Raw genomic sequence first — 16,076 nt, forward strand, 5'->3', positions numbered from 1 at the left:
AGACAGACCACCACCGAAAAATAGCAATAAGGTGCTACCTTTACGATCCCAAAGGTGCTATCTTTTGTTACGCACGACACACAGCACGGGGCCAACGACGTCCTTCCGGGAGCAGACATGAAAACTTCAGCAATACCCGCGCCAACCACCCACGTGGTGGTGATGGGCGTCTCGGGATCGGGAAAGACCACACTTGCCGGGCTCCTCGGTACGAGCCTCGGTTGCCCCGTCGCGGAGGCCGACGAGTTCCACCCCGCGGCGAACATCGCGAAGATGTCCTCCGGGACGCCCCTCACGGACGAGGACCGCTGGCCCTGGCTCGCCGCCATCCGGGACTGGATGGGCTCCAACGCGGAGGCCGGCACCGGCAGTGTCGTCACCTGCTCGGCGCTCAAACGAGAGTACCGGGACCTATTGCGCCAAGCGCCCGGCGTGGTCCGGTTCATCCATGTCACGGCGGACACGCAGACCCTGACCGAGCGCATGGACCACCGCTCGGGCCACTTTATGCCCGCCACCCTGCTTCCCAGCCAACTCCAGACGCTGGAGCCGCTGGAGGCGGACGAGGACGGGCTCACGCTGGTCAACAACACCACCCCCGAAGACTTGGCCGCCCGCGCCCTCGCGGGCCTCGGCTGCCGCTAACCCCACACTCAACGGAGAGAACATGACCATCGAAGGCTGGACCCAAACCCTGGGCGCAGGACCCCTTCTCGGCATCGCTGCCGCCGCAATCCTCCTGCTGCTGTTCCTGATCATGAAGCTTCGGATCCACGCATTCATCGCGTTGATCATGGTCAGCCTCCTGACCGCGTTCGCCACGGGGATTCCGGCGGGCAGCGTCGTGTCCGTCCTGACCACCGGGTTCGGCTCCACGCTGGCCAGTGTCGCGCTGCTTGTGGGCCTCGGTGCCATGCTCGGCCGCATCGTGGAAATGTCCGGAGGCGCCAAGGTGCTCGCCGACTACCTGATCCGTGTCTTCGGCGAGAAGCGGGCGCCCTTCGCCCTCGGCGTCGCGTCACTGATCTTCGGCTTCCCGATCTTCTTCGACGCCGGCCTGGTGGTCATGCTTCCCGTGGTGTTCGCGGTGGGCCGCCGCCTGGGCGGCTCCGTCCTGCTCTACGGCCTGCCCGCCGCAGGCGCGTTCTCCGTGATGCACATCTTTGTCCCGCCCCACCCGGGACCGGTGGCCGCCAGCGAGTTCTTCGGCGCAAACGTCGGCTACGTGATGATCATCGGGCTCATCGTGGCGCTGCCAACCTGGTACGTCACCAGCTACCTGTTCGGCAAGTGGGCCGGCAAGAAGTGGGTCCTCCCGATCCCCTCCATCCTGGGACAGGCCGACGCCGAGCACGAGGCCAACCCGCCGAAGTTCGGCACCGTCGTCGCCGTCCTCCTCCTGCCGCTGATCCTCATCTTCATGAACACCGGCCTCAACACGCTCTCCTCCTCCGGCGTCCTGCCGGAGGGGACCTCGGATGCCAACTGGTACCAAATCCTCCGCGCCATCGGCGAGACCCCGGTGGCGCTGCTGATCTCCCTGCTCGTCGCGGCGTTTGTCCTCGGTCGGCGCCGCGGCATGCAGTCCTCCGCGATCGAACAGATCATGGAGAAGGCGCTCGGCCCGGTTTGCTCCGTCATCCTGATCACCGGCGCCGGCGGCATGTTCGGCGGCGTGCTGCGCACCTCCGGCATCGGAGACGCACTCGCGGACGTCCTCGGCGATCTCGGCGTGCCGCTGATCTTCGCCGGCTTCCTCATCTCCGGCATCCTGCGCATCGCCCAGGGCTCGGCGACGGTCGCGCTGACCACCGCCGCCGGCCTGCTGTCCACGGCCGTCGCGTCCGCCGGGCTGAACGACATCCAGCTGGCCACCATGGTGATCGCCGTGGCCGCTGGCTCGGTGATCGTCTCGCACGTGAACGACTCCGGTTTCTGGCTGGTCGGCCGCTTCTTCAACATGGACGTCAAGACCACGCTGAAGACCTGGACCGTCCTGGAGACCCTGATCGGCGTCTGCGGGTTCGCCATCGCCGCGGCGATCTTCGCGCTCGCGTCCATCGGCTAGGCACCGGCAAAACCAGCGCACGACGGCGGATGCCCGCCCCTCAAGGGGGCGGGCATCCGTCGTCGTATGGTGGCGTATCGGGGCCGCGGGCGCCTTCGGTGTGCCTCAGCGCTTGCCGCGCCCGGACCCTCCGGGCTTGCCCGCCTCGCCCGACTTGCCCGGGCGGCCGCCGCGGCCGGACGAGCGGGTGCCGCCTTTGGGGCCGCCGGCCGACTTGGCGCCCTTTGCTGCCCCGCCGGAGGACTTGGCGCCGCCCGACTGGCGCTTCTTGAGCGCCTTGGCGGCCTCCTGCTGCTGCCGTTCCTGGACGGACGGCTGGCGCGAGGAGTTGGCCGCGCGCCCGCGCACGATGCCCACAAACTCCTCGATCAACGGGTTTTCGGGGTCGTCTCCCTGGGGTCGGCTCCACGCTAGCCCGATCCGCGTGGAGGGGGCGCCCAGGAGCCGCCGGCTGACAACGTCCTTGCGCTGGTACAGCCGCGCGACCGACATGGGCACGACCAGCAGCCCGGCCCCGGTCCCGACGACCTCCATGGCCATGGCCGTGCCGCCGACGTCGTTGGGGTAGTCCGCGAGGTCCAGGAAGGCCTCGCCGGCAAGCTCGGACAGCGGAACGTCGTCGTCGTAGAGCTCGACCTCGTGGTCCCGCGGGGCGCAGACCACGGGGAGCTCCTCGTACAGCGGGACCACGTGCGTCGTCGTGTCCGCCGGCGACTGCCCGTCGGGGAAGCGCACGAACACCAGGTCCGCCCGGCCGTCCACCAACAGGGGCAACGGGTCGCCGGCGTCGTGCAGGGCGGCCTGGACCGGGGCGTCCGGATAGCGCTCCTGCCAGCGGTCCAGCCATTTGCCGGGGGTCACCCCGGGTACGTACGCGATCTTCAGTCCTGACACCCGGCCCAGCCTACCGTTACCGGTAGTCTGGAGGGATGACGCAGAAGACCCCGCAGACCATGAAGCCGGCGACCGCCGCAAAGAAGCTCGGTATCTACCTCCCGGGCGCGCCTGCGGAGTTCCAGGAGAATCCGGTCAGCCGCGACGCCCTGAACGAACTGATGAACGAGCCGCCGCAGTGGCTGGTCGACCTGCGCCAGAACGGGCCGCATCCGCGCCCCGTCGTCGCGCAGAAGCTGAACGTTTCCATCTCCGGGCTGGCGCGCGGCGGAATCACCGACGCGCTGACCACCGCGGAGATCGAGGCCCTCTTGGCCGACCGCCCCGAGTGGCTGCAGGAGGAGCGCTCCAACATGGCCGCCGTCCGCGCGGAGGAGAAGCGCATCCGCGACGCCGCCGCGGCCAAGGCCGCGAAGGATGCCAAGGCGGAGAAGGACGCCTAGGCGCCTCCCGCCGTCGCGCGGAAAAGCCCGCCGATCCCGCCCAGTGCGGGGATCGGCGGGCTTCCCTTTTGCCCGTGGAGCCGGCGGTTTGGGCCGGGCTGGGACTACTGGGCGGTCTTGACGATGTAGACGTCGCAGGGAGCGGAGTGGGCCACGCTGCTCGCCACACTCCCAAGGACGCGGCCGAGGCCCTTCATGCCGACGTTTCCGACGACGATGAGCTGGGCGCCGGAGCGGACGGCCTCGTCGACGAGCGCCTCCTGTGGCTTGCCCTTCACCGCGACGGAAGCGATCTTCGCTCCGGGGACCAGCTCGCGCAGTTTGCCCGCCGTCTTCTCGGCGAGCTTCTTGGCCTGCTCCGCGTCGTCGAGGATCCACGTGTCGCTGCCGATCCTTACGACCTCGGTGTTGTCCTTCGCGTGGGCCGTGACGACGGAGAGGTCCGCCCCCAGTCCCGCCGCGATGGTGGCTGCCCGGGCCGCGGCCTTGAACGACGTGTCGCTGCCGTCGACCCCGACGATGACTGTTCCTGACATGGTGACTCCTCTGATGCGGTGCGCCGGCGGGGTGCCGGCGGGATGGATGTGCGCGTGCCCTCAGGCGAGGCGTTCCCGGAGGAACGAGACGGCCCGGCTCCAGGCCAGCTTCGCGGCCTCGGGGCGGTAGTTGCCCTGCGGATTGTCGTCGTTGTGGAAGGCGTGCGGCGCGTCGTAGAAATGGAACACGACGTCGGCGCCCGATTCGCGCCTGATCTGCTGTTCCTGTTCGCGCGCCTTCTCTGCCGGGTAGGACGTGTCCTGCTCGCCATAATGGCCCTGGACGGCCGCCTTGACGCCAGCGAAGCTCTGCGGAACCCCCTGCCCGACGCCGTAGAACGGCACGGCGGCGGCGATGCGGTCGCCCTGCTGCGCCGCGAGCGCCAGGACGAATCCGCCACCCATGCAGAAGCCGATGGCCCCGACGGCGTCGCCCGCGACGGCGTCGAGGGACAGGAGATGGTCGACCGCGCCCGCAAGGAGCCGCGCACCCTCCTCGGCGGGAAGCTTGGACATCATCTTCCCCGCCTCCGCTCCGTCGTGGGTGATCCAGCCCCCGTAGAGGTCCGGCGCCAGCGCCACGAAACCCTCGGCCGCGAGGCGGTCCGCCACGTCGCGGATGTGGTCCGTCAGGCCCCACCACTCTTGGATCACGATGACGCCTGGACCGGATCCCGAGTCGGGAAGGGCGAGGTAGCCGTGGGCCTGTCCGCCGGCGGATTCAAACGTCGTGTTCTGGTGCGGGGTCTTCTCTGCCACTCAAACGCTCCTCGTGATCGAATGTCGGATGCGTCACTAGTCTATGCACACGCGCCCGATGCCGCCCACGGCCCGAACCACTCCGTCGCCAAGCACCGTTTCCCAGTCGGCGCCCCCGCAAAAGGACCTGGGCTGGGCCGTGTGGGCGGACAGCGGTTCCACGTCCAACCCGTGGATTGCGTCGACGAGTTGCCGCAGGGCAACCGGGTCGCCCGAGCCCATGGGATGGGGCTCGCCTTCAATGCGCTCGGTCGGAACGGCCAGACCCCCTCCCCGGCAGGCCCCGCCATTGAGCGCGGGACGCTGAAAGGGAGGGCGGGAAGGCGATCCACGAGCACCCGGCTTCTCCTCAGGTCGGCGGCCGCCTCGGAGTCTCGCGCCACGCGGCACGCGATCGCTCCGGCCCGTCATTCCCCGCGGACGGTTTGCTCCGCGAGAGTGTCCCAGAAGGTGGTGTCCACGTCGGCTATCGACCCGTCGGAAATGGCGCGCACCGTCGCGTCCAGCGTGGTCACGGTCTGCGTGATCAGGTAGCCGTTGCTCTTCTGGCCGAGAACCGCGTCGGGGTTCGAGTGGTCGCTCATGCCGCGCATTTCGAAGAGCAGGGTAGAGATGCCGTATTCCACCGAGATGCCGTTGCGACTGATCGTCTCGGCCGTGCCACCGACGTACCGGCCGAGGTGGCCCCAGCCGGTGGAGTCCACGGCATCGAAGACCACCCCTCCCAATCGCTTCGAGCCCTCCAGCACGGCGGGATCGACGTTGGGCGTGGTGGGATACAGGATCGACCCGGACACCAGCTTGCCGTCGCGCTCGCTCCGGGTTCCCTGGTGGTGCAGGTCCACCATGTAGTCGATGTCGTAGGCGCGCATCACGTTCGAGTGCAGCGCGCGCGTCTCGGGCTCGATCTTCGTCACGTGGTCGCGGTTGAGGTCCACCTCGTTGGCGTTGTACCGCGTGAGGTGCCGGCCGCCGTCGGCAATGTAGTCGTCCAGCGAGAAGTCGACGTCGCCCATGGCGCCGTCGGGGTTGAGCATCGGAACGATCAGCACGTTGACGCCATCCAACACACGGCCGGTCTTGCCCGTCCCAAGGTGCTTGATGAACTCCAGCGCCCCCTCGGTGGTCAGCTGTTCGTTCCCGTGCTGCTGGGTCAGGAACAGGATCGTTGGGTTGTCCGGGTCCGAGATGTACTTGGCCAGGTAAAGGTCGCGACCCTTGACCGATTGCCCGATCACCTCGAGTTCCATGGCCTGCTGCCGGGCGTCCTGCTTTTTTAGCTCTGCGACCAGCTCGTCGTACGTGTGCAGGATGGAAGTGTTGATCGTCTCATTGCCGCCGTATCCGGGCCCGTTGCCCACGGCCGACGCCGGCTGGGCACCCAACGCGCCGGCGCAGGCGAGCGCAAGCACCGCGGTGAGCGTGGCCGTGCGATGAAGTAGGGGGCGTCGAGACTTGGCCATGGCTTCTCCTCATGATGAGTCAGGGTAGTGACATCATCAGTCAATCCTTAAACCGTTGCCCCTGTCAACGATTCTTTTGCCCCGCACCCGGCCGCGTACAAATCGCCTGAAGCGTCTCGGGCGCACGAAAAAACCGGCCACCCCCAAGGGATGACCGGTTTTCTCCTGTGTGCGCGAGGGGGGACTTGAACCCCCACGCCCTTGCGGGCACTGGCACCTGAAGCCAGCGCGTCTGCCAATTCCGCCACTCGCGCAAATCACCGAAGCGGGAGTTTCCCCCCGAACAGCGAGACTAAGCATACCCAGCAGAACCGCCCGATTCCTAATCGGGTGCCGCCGGCCCGAGGACCACCGCCCGACGGACGCCCTACCCTCGTTCCGCACATATCCATATGGGTGCGATTGACCACCCTCGAACCCATTCCAAGGTGGGGCAAGTAGTATCGGAAAGGCACGGGCCGTCCGGCCCGCCGTTCCGCCGCGCACCGCGGCGGACCACAAAGCACACCAAGGACAGCGAGAGGAGCGGCGCCGATGGGCTTGGTTGACAACGTTGAGCGCGGCCTGGAAAAGCTGGTGACCAGCGTGTTCCGGGGATCCGGCTCCTCCGACGTAAAACCCGTGGAGATCGCCAGTCGGCTGCGCCACGAGATGGACACAAGGTCGCTCACGCTGGCCCAGGGACGCACCCTCGCGCCCAACGTCTTCGCCATCCAGCTCAGCGAGGACGATTTCGCCAAGGCGCGCCAATGGGGTGGAACCTTGGCCGAGGAACTCTGTGACGTGGCCATCGAGCACGCCAAGGGCCAGCGCTACACGCTGCAAGGACCGGTCCGGGTTTCCTTCAAGAAGGACAAGGCCCTCAAGCAGGGCCACTTCACGGTCGACGCGACCATGTCCAAGGAGGCCGGTCCTCCCAAGACCGCGGCGGCCCCCGCCGCCCCGGCCCGCCAGCCCACCCGACTGCAGCCGGTCCTGGACCTGAATGGGCAGCGCTACGCCCTGAACGCGGACTCGATCGTCCTCGGCCGGGCCTCGGACGCCGACATTCCCGTCGACGACCCCGGCGTGTCGCGCCGGCACATCGAGATCCTCCGCGACGGCGGATCCGTCTACGCGGTCGACCTCGGCTCCACGAACGGCAGCTACGTCAACGGCCAGCGGGTCAACGGCCGTGCGGAACTCTTCGACGGCTCCATTATCGCGATGGGCCGGACCCGCATCACTTTCCGCCTATTGCCGCAGCGCAACGGAGGCCGCCCATGACCGAACTTGTCCTGACCGCGCTTCGCCTTGGCTTCCTCATCCTCTTGTGGGTCCTCGTCCTCAGCATCGTCGGCGCTCTGCGCCGGGACCTCGTTGTGGGCAAGCGGGAGCGCACCGGCGCGGCCACTGCCCGCGAGTCGCGCGGCAACGCCCAGCCCGCCGCCGAGGCGGAACAGCCCGCCAAGCAGCCGCTGCGCACCTTGGCGGTCCTCGAGGGACCGCTCACCGGCACCACCGTGGACCTCGCGGCGAGCCCCATCCTCCTGGGACGCGCCCAGGAGGCCACCCTTGTCCTCGAGGACGACTACGCCTCGGGTCGCCACGCGCGCCTGTTCCCCCAGGGCAGCCGCTGGTTCATCGAGGACCTCGGCTCCACGAACGGCACCTACCTCGGCGAAAACCAACTGACACGCGCCCAGCCGGTGGAGCCGGGTCAGCGGATCCGGATCGGCAAAACGGTTATGGAGCTGAGGCCGTAGCATGGCCCTCACGTTGCGGTTCGCGGCGCGGTCCGATGTAGGCAAGGTCCGTGCCAAGAACGACGATTCCGGCTATGCCGGGCGCTACCTCGCGGTGGTGGCCGACGGCATGGGCGGGCACGTCGGCGGAGACGTCGCGTCCGCGTCCACCGTCCTGGACCTGGTGCACCTGGACCAGGACACGACGACGGGCGCCGAGACGGTGCTCCCGGACGAGATCCAGACTGCGAACTCCATCCTCAACGAGCTGGTCAACGCCAACCCGAAGCTTTCCGGCATGGGCACCACCGTCACCGCGCTGCTGCTGACCGGGGACCGGTTCCAGTACGCGCACATCGGCGACTCGCGTGCCTACCGGCTCAAGAACGGCGTGTTCGAACAGATCAGCAAGGACCACACCTTCGTCCAACGGCTCGTCGACGAGGGCCGTCTGCGCCCGGAGGAGGCCGAGCACCACCCGCACAAGAACGTGCTGATGCGCGTCCTGGGCGACTCGGACGCCAGCCCGGAGCTGGACATCGAGCAGTACCCCGTGGAGCCCGGTGAACGCTGGCTCCTGTGCTCGGACGGCCTGAACGCCGTGGTCCCCGACTCCATCACCGAACAGATCATGCGCGGCACGGCGTCGCTGCAGGAGACCGTCGACGACCTCGTGGAGATCACGCTCGCCAACGGCTCGCCGGACAACGTCACCATCATCGTGGTGGAGGTCGGCCAGGACGACGGCGTCGGCGCCACCCCCGCGTCTCCGTCGCCTACCTACGAGACGGCCCCGGACACCGGCACCCTCGAGATCGCACGCGAGGGCGACGTCGAGGCCAGCGCCGCGGTTATCCGCCACGAGCTCTCCAACCGTCCGCACGCCCTGGTCGGGGCCGCCGAACTGGCCACCCGAACGGGACAGATTCCCGTGGTCACCCAGCGCTCCGCGGAAAAGCGCGCCGCGGCAATCCTCACCCACAAGTCGGCCACGAAGGCGTCCGGCGACGCGGTTGACGCCACGGACACTGCGGACGACCGGCGTCGTCCCCCCTTCCGGGGTTGGCTCATCCCGGCGTTCCTCGCCATCATGGGCCTGATCCTGGCCTCGGTACTGTGGTTCGGCTACGCGTGGACCCAGACCCAGTACTACGTGGGGAACTACAGCGGCCGCGTCGCCATCTTCAACGGGGTCTCGCAGGATCTGGGGCCGATCAAGCTCTCGCACGTGGACACGGTCACCGAGATCCCGCTGGACGCGCTGCCCGCGTACACCCAGCAGCGCCTCAGGACCTCCCTGCCCGCCCGGGACCTCGGCCACGCCCAGGACATCGTCGGCGAACTGACGATCACCGCGAAGCAGTCCTGCCCCGTCGTCGTTCCGGGCCAGCCCGGATCCGGCCAACGGCCCCCCACCCTGCCGTCCTACTGTGAGGAGGTGGCACCATGACGGACGTCCAAACCGCGCCGGTCGCACGCCGCAACACCGAGCTTGTCCTGCTCCTGCTGGCCCTCGCCGTGGGTGTCGGCGCCAACTATCTGGTCAGCCTGAGCAACCCCGACGGGCTCGACCCCGACTTCGTGACCCAGGGCGGCATCCTGGCCGGACTCGCCGTCGCCATGCACGTGGTGCTGCGCATCTGGGCCAAGTACGCTGACCCGATCATCCTGCCCTGCGTGGTCGCCCTGAACGGGATCGGCCTGGCCATGATCCACCGGCTGGACCTGGTCAACGACGACACCGCGGCGACCCGCCAGCTCCTGTGGACCGGCGTCGCCATGGCCGCCGCAATGATCACCCTCTGGGCCATCCGCGACCACCGGGTCCTCCGCCGCGCCACCTACATCTTCCTGGCGCTGAGCGCCGTACTGCTTCTGATGCCGCTCGTCCCCGGGCTCGGGGTCGAGATCAACGGCGCCCGGATCTGGGTGGGGCTGGGCCCGTTCTCCTTCCAGCCCGGCGAACTGGCCAAGATCACGCTGTCGATATTCTTCGCCGGCTACCTCTCCAGCAACCGGGACCTGATCCTGCTGGCCGGGCGGAAGTTCGGACCCATGCAGCTGCCCCGCGCCCGCGACCTGGGGCCCATGGTGGTGGCCTGGCTCGTCAGCATCGGCATCCTGGTCTTCCAGCGCGACCTCGGCTCGTCCATTCTGTTCTTCGGCCTGTTCATGGTGATGATCTACGTCGCCACGGCCCGCATCAGCTGGATCGTGATCGGCTTGGGCATGATCGCCGTCGCCGGCGTGCTGGCCGCCCGCTTTATGTCCCACGTGACCCTGCGCATGGATTCCTGGCTGAACGCCTTCGACCCGGACATCTACGAGCGCCGCTACGGCGGCAGCCGCCAGATTGTCCAGGGCCTGTTCGGGCTCGCCAACGGCGGGCTCGCGGGAACCGGCATCGGCAATGGCCGCCCGGACCTCGTGCCCCTGGCCAACTCGGACATGATCGTCGCCGCGCTGGGCGAGGAGCTGGGGTTGATCGGCATCACCGCCGTCGTCCTGCTGTACGTGCTGCTCGTCAGTCGGGGCATCCGCGCCGCCCTCGGGACCCGCGACGCCTTCGGCAAGATGCTGGCGGCCGGGCTGTCCTTCACGATCGGCCTCCAGTGTTTCGTGGTCATGGGAGGCGTCACCCGACTCATCCCGCTCACGGGCCTGACCACGCCCTTTATGTCCGCCGGCGGCTCGTCGATGCTCTCCAACTGGATCATCGTGGCCCTCCTGCTGCTTGTGTCCCACAACGCGCGGCGCCCGGCGGCCACGGGACCCATGACCGACCTTGAACAGGCGACCGCCGCCCCCTCCACCGCGGGCAGTAACACCACCACGAAAGAGGCCGGCTCGCCGGTCGGCAAGCGAGGACCGGCATGAACCAGGCCATTCGTAACGTATGGATCGCCGTGATGCTGCTCTTCGTGCTGGTGCTCGGCTCCCTGAGCTACATCCAGTTCTTCGCGGCGGGGGACCTCAACGCCAATCCGCTGAACAACCGCCAGCTCTACCGCGACTTCGACCTGGCGCGCGGCGCGATCCTGGTCGACGGGGAACCCGTCGCCGAGTCGGTCGAATCCGAGGGCCAGTTCGATTTTCAGCGCGTCTACAACGACCCGGAGCTGTACTCGCACCTCACGGGGTTCTACTCGCTGGCCTTTGGTTCCCGGCATCTTGAGTTCGCTATGAACCGGGAGCTGACCGGTCAGAGCGACAGCCAGTTCTACGACCGCATGATCGCGCTGCTCTCCGGGGGCACGAACGAGGGCGCCTCGGTGGAGCTCACCATCGATTCGGGGCTGCAGCGGGCCGTCTACGACATCCTGCCCGACGGCGTCCAGGCGACGGCGATCGTGTCCGACCCCGCCACGGGGAACATCAAGGCGATGGTCTCCAAGCCGTCCTACGACACGAACAAGCTCGCGGTCCACAGCACCAGCCGCGCCCAGGCCAACATGAACGAGATCCTCGAGACGCCCGGGTTGAGCCCCAACATCAATCCCGCGATCGGGCACCTCATCGCCCCGGGTTCCACGTTCAAGGTACTGGACATCGTCGCGGCACTCGAGTCCGGGCAGTACGACCTCGACACGGTGATCGACAACCCGGCGACCGTCACGCTACCCGGCTCCACCGCGAAACTGAGCAACTTCGGCGAGGGTATCTGCACGCAGCAGCCGCAGGCGAAGCTGTCGTTCATCATGGCCCAAAGCTGCAACACGCCCTTTGTGGAAATCAGCCAGAACGTCGGCGAGGACGCCCTGCGGGACGTCACGGAACGTTTCGGGTTCGGTCAGCAACTCGAGATTCCGCTGCGGGTCACCCCCAGCGTGTTCCCACCGGAGCTCACCAGCGCGCAGCTGGCGCAGTCCGCCATCGGGCAGTTCGACGTCAAGGCGACGCCGCTGCAGATGAACATGGTGGCCATGGGCATCGCCAACGACGGGGTCATCATGAAGCCGAACCTCGTCAGCAAGGTGGTGGCGCCGGACCTTCGGGTGCTCGAGGAGACCCAGCCGGAGGAGTTCAGCACGGCAACGACCGCGGAGGTCGCGGACCAGGTGACCGAGCTGATGCGCGGCCCGCTCAAGGGCGGTACCGCCACCGCCGCGGCCATCCCGGGGCTGGACATTGCCGCCAAGACCGGCACCGCGGAGATCGGCGACTCGGGGCTGGTGAACTCGTGGATCACGGGGTTCGCTCCGGCCGACAACCCGCAGGTTGCCGTGACGATCGTTATTGAAAAAATCGACTACGAGACCGGTCACAACCTGACCAGTCCCAACATGAAGAAGATCCTAGAGGCGGTGTTCAACAAGTGAGGCCAACATCGGGAATCACCCTGGGCGGACGGTTCCAGTTAACGGACCGCATCGCCATCGGTGGCATGGGTGAAGTCTGGAAGGCCAGGGACCAGATCCTCGGGCGCATCGTGGCCATCAAGGTCCTCAAGGAGGAGTACACGGGCGACCCCGGATTCCTCCAGCGCTTCCGCGCCGAGGCCCGGCACACCGCGCTGCTGAACCACAGCGGCATCGCCAATGTCTTCGACTACGGCGAAGAGGGCGGCTCCGCCTACCTCGTGATGGAGCTTGTGCCCGGCCAGCCACTGTCCGCGATCATCGAGCGCGAGAAGGTGATGTCGCCGGACCGAACGCTTTCCATCATCGCGCAGACCGCGCGGGCCCTCGCCGTGGCACACGCCCAGGGCCTGGTCCACCGCGACGTGAAGCCCGGCAACCTGCTGATCCTCCCGGACGGCCGCGTGAAGATCACCGACTTCGGCATCGCGCGCATCGCGGACCAGGTCCCGCTCACGGCCACGGGACAGGTCATGGGCACCGCCCAGTACCTGGCGCCGGAGCAGGCGACGGGGCAGCAGGCCACCGGTTCCTCGGACATCTACTCCCTCGGCGTCATCGGCTACGAGTGCCTCGCGGGCCGCAGGCCGTTCTCCGGGGAATCGCAGATCGCGATCGCGCTGGCCCAGGTGAACGACGCCCCGCCGCCGCTGCCGGACTCCATCCCCGCCCCCGTGCGGGCGCTGCTGATGTCGATGCTCTCCAAGAGCCCCTCCGACCGCCCCGCCAACGCCACCAAGCTGGCCGAGGCCGCTGAGGCCATCCGAGCCGGAAACGTCCGCGCGGCCGAGGCCGCCGTGCCCGGCATGCTCCTGTTCGAGGCCGAAACGTCCCCCACGCAGGCCGTCGCCGCGGAGGACATCGCCACCCGGGCCACCCCGACAACCGGCGCCGGAAACAAATCCCAGCCCAGCACCAGCGCGCTGCCGGCAGTCGCCGCGGGTGCGGCAGCCGCCGGCGCCGCAGCCGGAGCGGCGGGAGCCTCCAAGGCCGACGACTTCGACGGGGTCGTCGGGGCCAGCCGGACATGGGACCCGGACGCGAACGACGAGTCCGAGTACGGCCCGGACGAGGAGCCCGCGAAGCGGCGCCGCAGCCCGTGGACCTGGCCGTTGGTCGCCCTCATCGCCTTGATCGTCTTCGCCGTCCTCGGCGCCCTGCTGTTGCCGCTGATCAACCCGGGCGACGACGAACCCTCGCCGACCAACACGCCGGCCACGTCCTCGTCCTCTTCGTCCTCCAGCAGCAGCAGCTCGTCTTCGTCCTCGTCGTCCAGCAGCCCGCCGCCGTCGTCGGCCTCGCCCACCTCGTCCGAGCCGGAGACCATCACGGTGCGGGAGAACGAGTACCTGGGCCGGACGCTCGAGGACGCACGCGCGGAACTCGTGGGTCTCGGCTTCGACGTCACCGTGGAACCGAGGGAGAGCGAGGAGCCGGAAAACACCGTCATCGCCATCTCGCCCACCGGTGAGCGGAGCCCCGGGGACAGCATCAACCTGGTTTACGCCGTGCCGGCCGAAGAGGAGGAAACGGTCAGCGTGCCGTCGGGGCTGATCGGGCAGAGCGAGCAGGAGGCTGCGGCCGCGATCCGCAGCGCCGGCCTCATCCCCGTTTCCTCGGGCAGCGTCGCCAGCGACCAGCCGGAGGGAACCGTCGTCTCGGTGGAACCCGGAGAGGGTTCCGACGTGGACCCGGGTTCGGAGGTCGCCCTCACGATCTCCGAGGGACCCGAGGAAAGCCCGAGCCCTTCGTCTACCCCGGCGCCGAGCGCCAGCGAAGAAGCATCCCCGAGCGCGACGCCGTCGGCCGCTCCGACCGGATCCAGCTCGACTCCGGCCGACGGCTAGGAACGGCATCCAAAGGAACTCTGTGACTGAAGCCCGCATTCTCAACGACCGCTACGCCGTCGGCGACCTGATTGGACGCGGCGGCATGGCCGACGTGCACCAAGGCACCGACGTTCGTCTCGGACGCGAGGTGGCCATCAAGCTTCTGCGGCGGGACCTGGCCCGGGACCCCATGTTCCAGAGCCGATTCCGGCGCGAGGCAAAGGCCGTCGCCGGGCTGAACCACCCCTCCATCGTCGCCGTCTACGACACGGGCGAGGAGGAGGTTCCGGACGCGCACGAGCACGATGTCCGGGCCCCCTTCATTGTGATGGAGTACGTGCACGGCCGCACGCTCCGGGACATGGTGCACTCCGGGGAACTCACCGTGGATTCGGCCGTCCGGTACACGCTGGGGGTGCTGGCGGCCCTGGCCTACAGCCACCGCAAGGGGATTGTGCACCGCGACATCAAGCCGGCGAACGTGATGGTCACCGCCGACGACGCGGTCAAGGTTATGGACTTCGGCATCGCACGCGCCCTCGCCGACTCCGCCGCGACCATGACGCAAACCCAGGCGGTCGTTGGCACGGCGCAGTACCTCTCGCCGGAGCAGGCGCGAGGCGAGAGTGTCGACGCGCGCAGCGACCTCTACTCGGCCGGTTGCCTGCTCTACGAACTGCTGACCGGGCGTCCGCCCTTCATCGGCGACAGTCCCGTATCCGTCGCCTACCAGCACGTCAGCGAGGAGGCGCCGGCACCGAGCGCGCTGAACGCCGCCGTCGGCCCGGAGCTGGACAAGGTCGTTGCAACGGCCCTGCGCAAGGACCGCGAGGACCGCTACCAGGATGCCGGCGCCTTCGCCGCGGCACTTGAGGCGGCGGGTGCCGGCCAGCCCGTGCCCGAGGACCTCGGCGACGCGACCACCGCGCTGGCCGTCTCCGCCGCCGCCACGCAGGCGTTGGGCACGATCGAGGACGCGCCGACATCGTACGCCGTGGGACCGGAGGACGACTCCCTCGCGCAGACGGGGGCGCTCGGCCTGATCGCCGCGCCGGAGGCGCTGGCCGAAAACCGGCCGTCTGCCCTGGAGGAGCGCCGCCGGTACGAGACGAGCCGCCGCCGGGCGTGGATCACGGTGTTCTCCGTGATCGCCCTGCTGGTCGTCGGGGTGGGTGCCTGGCTGTTTTGGACCTGGAACCAGCAGGAGCTCGCGCGCACGGCCACGGTCCCGGTCCCCAACGTGGCCTCGATGGACCAGACGCAGGCGCAGAACGCCCTGCTGGCGGTCAATCTGGTCCCCAGCGCGGAGGAGGTCTACGACGAATCCGTGCCCGAGGGCACCGCGGTCGGCACGGATCCCGCCGCGACCGAGCCGGCGCTGGTGGGCAGTCAGGTGCGCCTGCTCATCTCCAAGGGCCCCGAGCAGGTGACCCTGCCGGAGGACCTAGCCGGGCAGTCTGAGGCCTCCGCTGCGCGCGTCCTGCAGGAGTTGGGGCTAACGGTCGGCAACGTGACCCAGGAGAACAGCGCCAGCGTCCGGGTGGATCGCCTGATCACCACCAATCCCAAGCTCGGCGAGCAGGTCAAGGCCGGCAGCACCGTGGATCTGGTGCTTTCCACCGGTGAGGTGCTGGTGCCAAACGTTATGGACCTGACCCTTGAGCAGGCGCGAGAGGCGCTGGCCGACGAGGCCGTGGGTCTGACCCCCAACATCGTCGAGCAGGAAAACTCGGTGCTGGAGCCCGGAACCATCACGCGGCAGGAGCCCCAGGCGGGCAAGGCCATAGCCCAGGGTGGGACGGTGGTCATCACGGTGGCGAAGGCCCCGCCGGAGGTATCGGACCCGGCCCAGAGCGAACCGCCGGCCGATTCCAGCGAGCCCGCCGATCCCAGCGAAAGCAGCGATCCCGCCGACCCCAGCGAGTCTGACGACGCGGACGACTCCGGCGACGGACCGGGCAAGTCCGACGACGCGCCCGGCCGGCGGCCCTAGAACGTCGTC

General features: G+C 68.5%; 15 protein-coding genes and 1 tRNA gene. 10 read left to right on the forward strand and 6 right to left on the reverse strand.

Annotated elements, in window-relative coordinates; genetic code table 11:
- Window positions 1-117: 117 nt before the first annotated feature.
- Window positions 118-645 (forward strand): gluconokinase, encoded by a 528-nt coding sequence (locus AC3ZJJ_RS15550; protein ID WP_489892722.1) that lies wholly within the window; start codon window positions 118-120, stop codon window positions 643-645.
- A 22-nt stretch (window positions 646-667) separates the two neighbouring features.
- Complete coding sequence (locus AC3ZJJ_RS15555; protein WP_489892723.1) at window positions 668-2,068, forward strand: GntP family permease; 1,401 nt, start codon at window positions 668-670, stop codon at window positions 2,066-2,068.
- Window positions 2,069-2,173: 105 nt separating this feature from the next.
- On the opposite strand, the gene AC3ZJJ_RS15560 is transcribed toward AC3ZJJ_RS15555, so the two are convergent.
- On the reverse strand, window positions 2,174-2,962 hold the full coding sequence (locus AC3ZJJ_RS15560; RefSeq protein ID WP_489892724.1) for a LysR family transcriptional regulator substrate-binding protein: 789 nt from the start codon (window positions 2,960-2,962) through the stop codon (window positions 2,174-2,176).
- 35 nt (window positions 2,963-2,997) lie between these two features.
- On the opposite strand from AC3ZJJ_RS15560, the gene AC3ZJJ_RS15565 reads away from it, so the two are divergent.
- Window positions 2,998-3,405, forward strand: a complete 408-nt coding sequence (locus AC3ZJJ_RS15565; protein WP_489892725.1) for a DUF5997 family protein — start codon at window positions 2,998-3,000, stop codon at window positions 3,403-3,405.
- A 104-nt stretch (window positions 3,406-3,509) separates the two neighbouring features.
- On the opposite strand, the gene AC3ZJJ_RS15570 is transcribed toward AC3ZJJ_RS15565, so the two are convergent.
- From AC3ZJJ_RS15570 to AC3ZJJ_RS15590, 5 genes are all read right to left on the reverse strand, one after another.
- A complete protein-coding gene (locus AC3ZJJ_RS15570; protein WP_489892726.1) occupies window positions 3,510-3,941 on the reverse strand; it encodes a universal stress protein in 432 nt (143 codons plus the stop codon).
- A gap of 60 nt (window positions 3,942-4,001) precedes the next feature.
- A complete protein-coding gene (locus tag AC3ZJJ_RS15575; protein ID WP_489892727.1) occupies window positions 4,002-4,700 on the reverse strand; it encodes a dienelactone hydrolase family protein in 699 nt (232 codons plus the stop codon).
- 36 nt (window positions 4,701-4,736) lie between these two features.
- Window positions 4,737-4,922, reverse strand: coding sequence for a hypothetical protein (locus tag AC3ZJJ_RS15580; RefSeq protein WP_489892728.1), 186 nt, complete (start codon window positions 4,920-4,922; stop codon window positions 4,737-4,739).
- 185 nt (window positions 4,923-5,107) lie between these two features.
- Window positions 5,108-6,163: a M14 family zinc carboxypeptidase gene (locus AC3ZJJ_RS15585; protein WP_489892729.1), complete on the reverse strand. Its 1,056-nt coding sequence runs from the start codon at window positions 6,161-6,163 to the stop codon at window positions 5,108-5,110.
- A gap of 170 nt (window positions 6,164-6,333) precedes the next feature.
- A tRNA-Leu gene (locus AC3ZJJ_RS15590) sits at window positions 6,334-6,417 on the reverse strand.
- A gap of 280 nt (window positions 6,418-6,697) precedes the next feature.
- Between AC3ZJJ_RS15590 and AC3ZJJ_RS15595 the strand changes: the two genes are divergently transcribed.
- From AC3ZJJ_RS15595 to pknB, 7 genes are read left to right on the forward strand one after another with little or no spacing between them, the layout of a single operon-like run.
- Entirely contained in the window at window positions 6,698-7,429 is a 732-nt protein-coding gene (locus AC3ZJJ_RS15595) for an FHA domain-containing protein (RefSeq protein WP_489892730.1), read from the forward strand.
- Window positions 7,426-7,908, forward strand: coding sequence for an FHA domain-containing protein FhaB/FipA (locus AC3ZJJ_RS15600; RefSeq protein ID WP_489892731.1), 483 nt, complete (start codon window positions 7,426-7,428; stop codon window positions 7,906-7,908). The genes AC3ZJJ_RS15595 and AC3ZJJ_RS15600 overlap by 4 nt, the downstream gene beginning before the upstream one ends.
- Before the next feature lies 1 nt (window position 7,909).
- Complete coding sequence (locus AC3ZJJ_RS15605; protein ID WP_489892732.1) at window positions 7,910-9,337, forward strand: PP2C family protein-serine/threonine phosphatase; 1,428 nt, start codon at window positions 7,910-7,912, stop codon at window positions 9,335-9,337.
- Window positions 9,334-10,764, forward strand: coding sequence for an FtsW/RodA/SpoVE family cell cycle protein (locus AC3ZJJ_RS15610; RefSeq protein WP_489892733.1), 1,431 nt, complete (start codon window positions 9,334-9,336; stop codon window positions 10,762-10,764). The genes AC3ZJJ_RS15605 and AC3ZJJ_RS15610 overlap by 4 nt, the downstream gene beginning before the upstream one ends.
- Window positions 10,761-12,206 carry a peptidoglycan D,D-transpeptidase FtsI family protein gene (locus tag AC3ZJJ_RS15615; protein ID WP_489892734.1) on the forward strand — a complete coding sequence of 482 codons (1,446 nt, stop codon included), beginning with the start codon at window positions 10,761-10,763 and terminating at the stop codon, window positions 12,204-12,206. The genes AC3ZJJ_RS15610 and AC3ZJJ_RS15615 overlap by 4 nt, the downstream gene beginning before the upstream one ends.
- On the forward strand, window positions 12,203-14,092 hold the full coding sequence (locus AC3ZJJ_RS15620; RefSeq protein WP_489892735.1) for a protein kinase domain-containing protein: 1,890 nt from the start codon (window positions 12,203-12,205) through the stop codon (window positions 14,090-14,092). Before AC3ZJJ_RS15615 ends, AC3ZJJ_RS15620 begins: the two co-directional genes overlap by 4 nt.
- Before the next feature lie 22 nt (window positions 14,093-14,114).
- On the forward strand, window positions 14,115-16,067 hold the full coding sequence (gene pknB / locus AC3ZJJ_RS15625; RefSeq protein ID WP_489892736.1) for a Stk1 family PASTA domain-containing Ser/Thr kinase: 1,953 nt from the start codon (window positions 14,115-14,117) through the stop codon (window positions 16,065-16,067).
- Window positions 16,068-16,076: the final 9 nt, after the last annotated feature.

The organism is Arthrobacter sp. AOP29-A2-19 (assembly GCF_058138025.1).

What these genes read in the sequence shown, in the direction of transcription:
- AC3ZJJ_RS15550 (WP_489892722.1), top strand. Translation starts at nt 118, where the DNA reads ATGAAAACTTCAGCAATACCCGCGCCAACCACCCACGTGGTGGTGATG.
- AC3ZJJ_RS15555 (WP_489892723.1), top strand. Translation starts at nt 668, where the DNA reads ATGACCATCGAAGGCTGGACCCAAACCCTGGGCGCAGGACCCCTTCTC.
- AC3ZJJ_RS15565 (WP_489892725.1), top strand. Translation starts at nt 2,998, where the DNA reads ATGACGCAGAAGACCCCGCAGACCATGAAGCCGGCGACCGCCGCAAAG.
- AC3ZJJ_RS15570 (WP_489892726.1), bottom strand. Translation starts at nt 3,941, where the DNA reads ATGTCAGGAACAGTCATCGTCGGGGTCGACGGCAGCGACACGTCGTTC.
- AC3ZJJ_RS15580 (WP_489892728.1), bottom strand. Translation starts at nt 4,922, where the DNA reads ATGGGCTCGGGCGACCCGGTTGCCCTGCGGCAACTCGTCGACGCAATC.
- AC3ZJJ_RS15585 (WP_489892729.1), bottom strand. Translation starts at nt 6,163, where the DNA reads ATGGCCAAGTCTCGACGCCCCCTACTTCATCGCACGGCCACGCTCACC.
- AC3ZJJ_RS15595 (WP_489892730.1), top strand. Translation starts at nt 6,698, where the DNA reads ATGGGCTTGGTTGACAACGTTGAGCGCGGCCTGGAAAAGCTGGTGACC.
- AC3ZJJ_RS15600 (WP_489892731.1), top strand. Translation starts at nt 7,426, where the DNA reads ATGACCGAACTTGTCCTGACCGCGCTTCGCCTTGGCTTCCTCATCCTC.
- AC3ZJJ_RS15605 (WP_489892732.1), top strand. Translation starts at nt 7,910, where the DNA reads ATGGCCCTCACGTTGCGGTTCGCGGCGCGGTCCGATGTAGGCAAGGTC.
- AC3ZJJ_RS15610 (WP_489892733.1), top strand. Translation starts at nt 9,334, where the DNA reads ATGACGGACGTCCAAACCGCGCCGGTCGCACGCCGCAACACCGAGCTT.
- AC3ZJJ_RS15615 (WP_489892734.1), top strand. Translation starts at nt 10,761, where the DNA reads ATGAACCAGGCCATTCGTAACGTATGGATCGCCGTGATGCTGCTCTTC.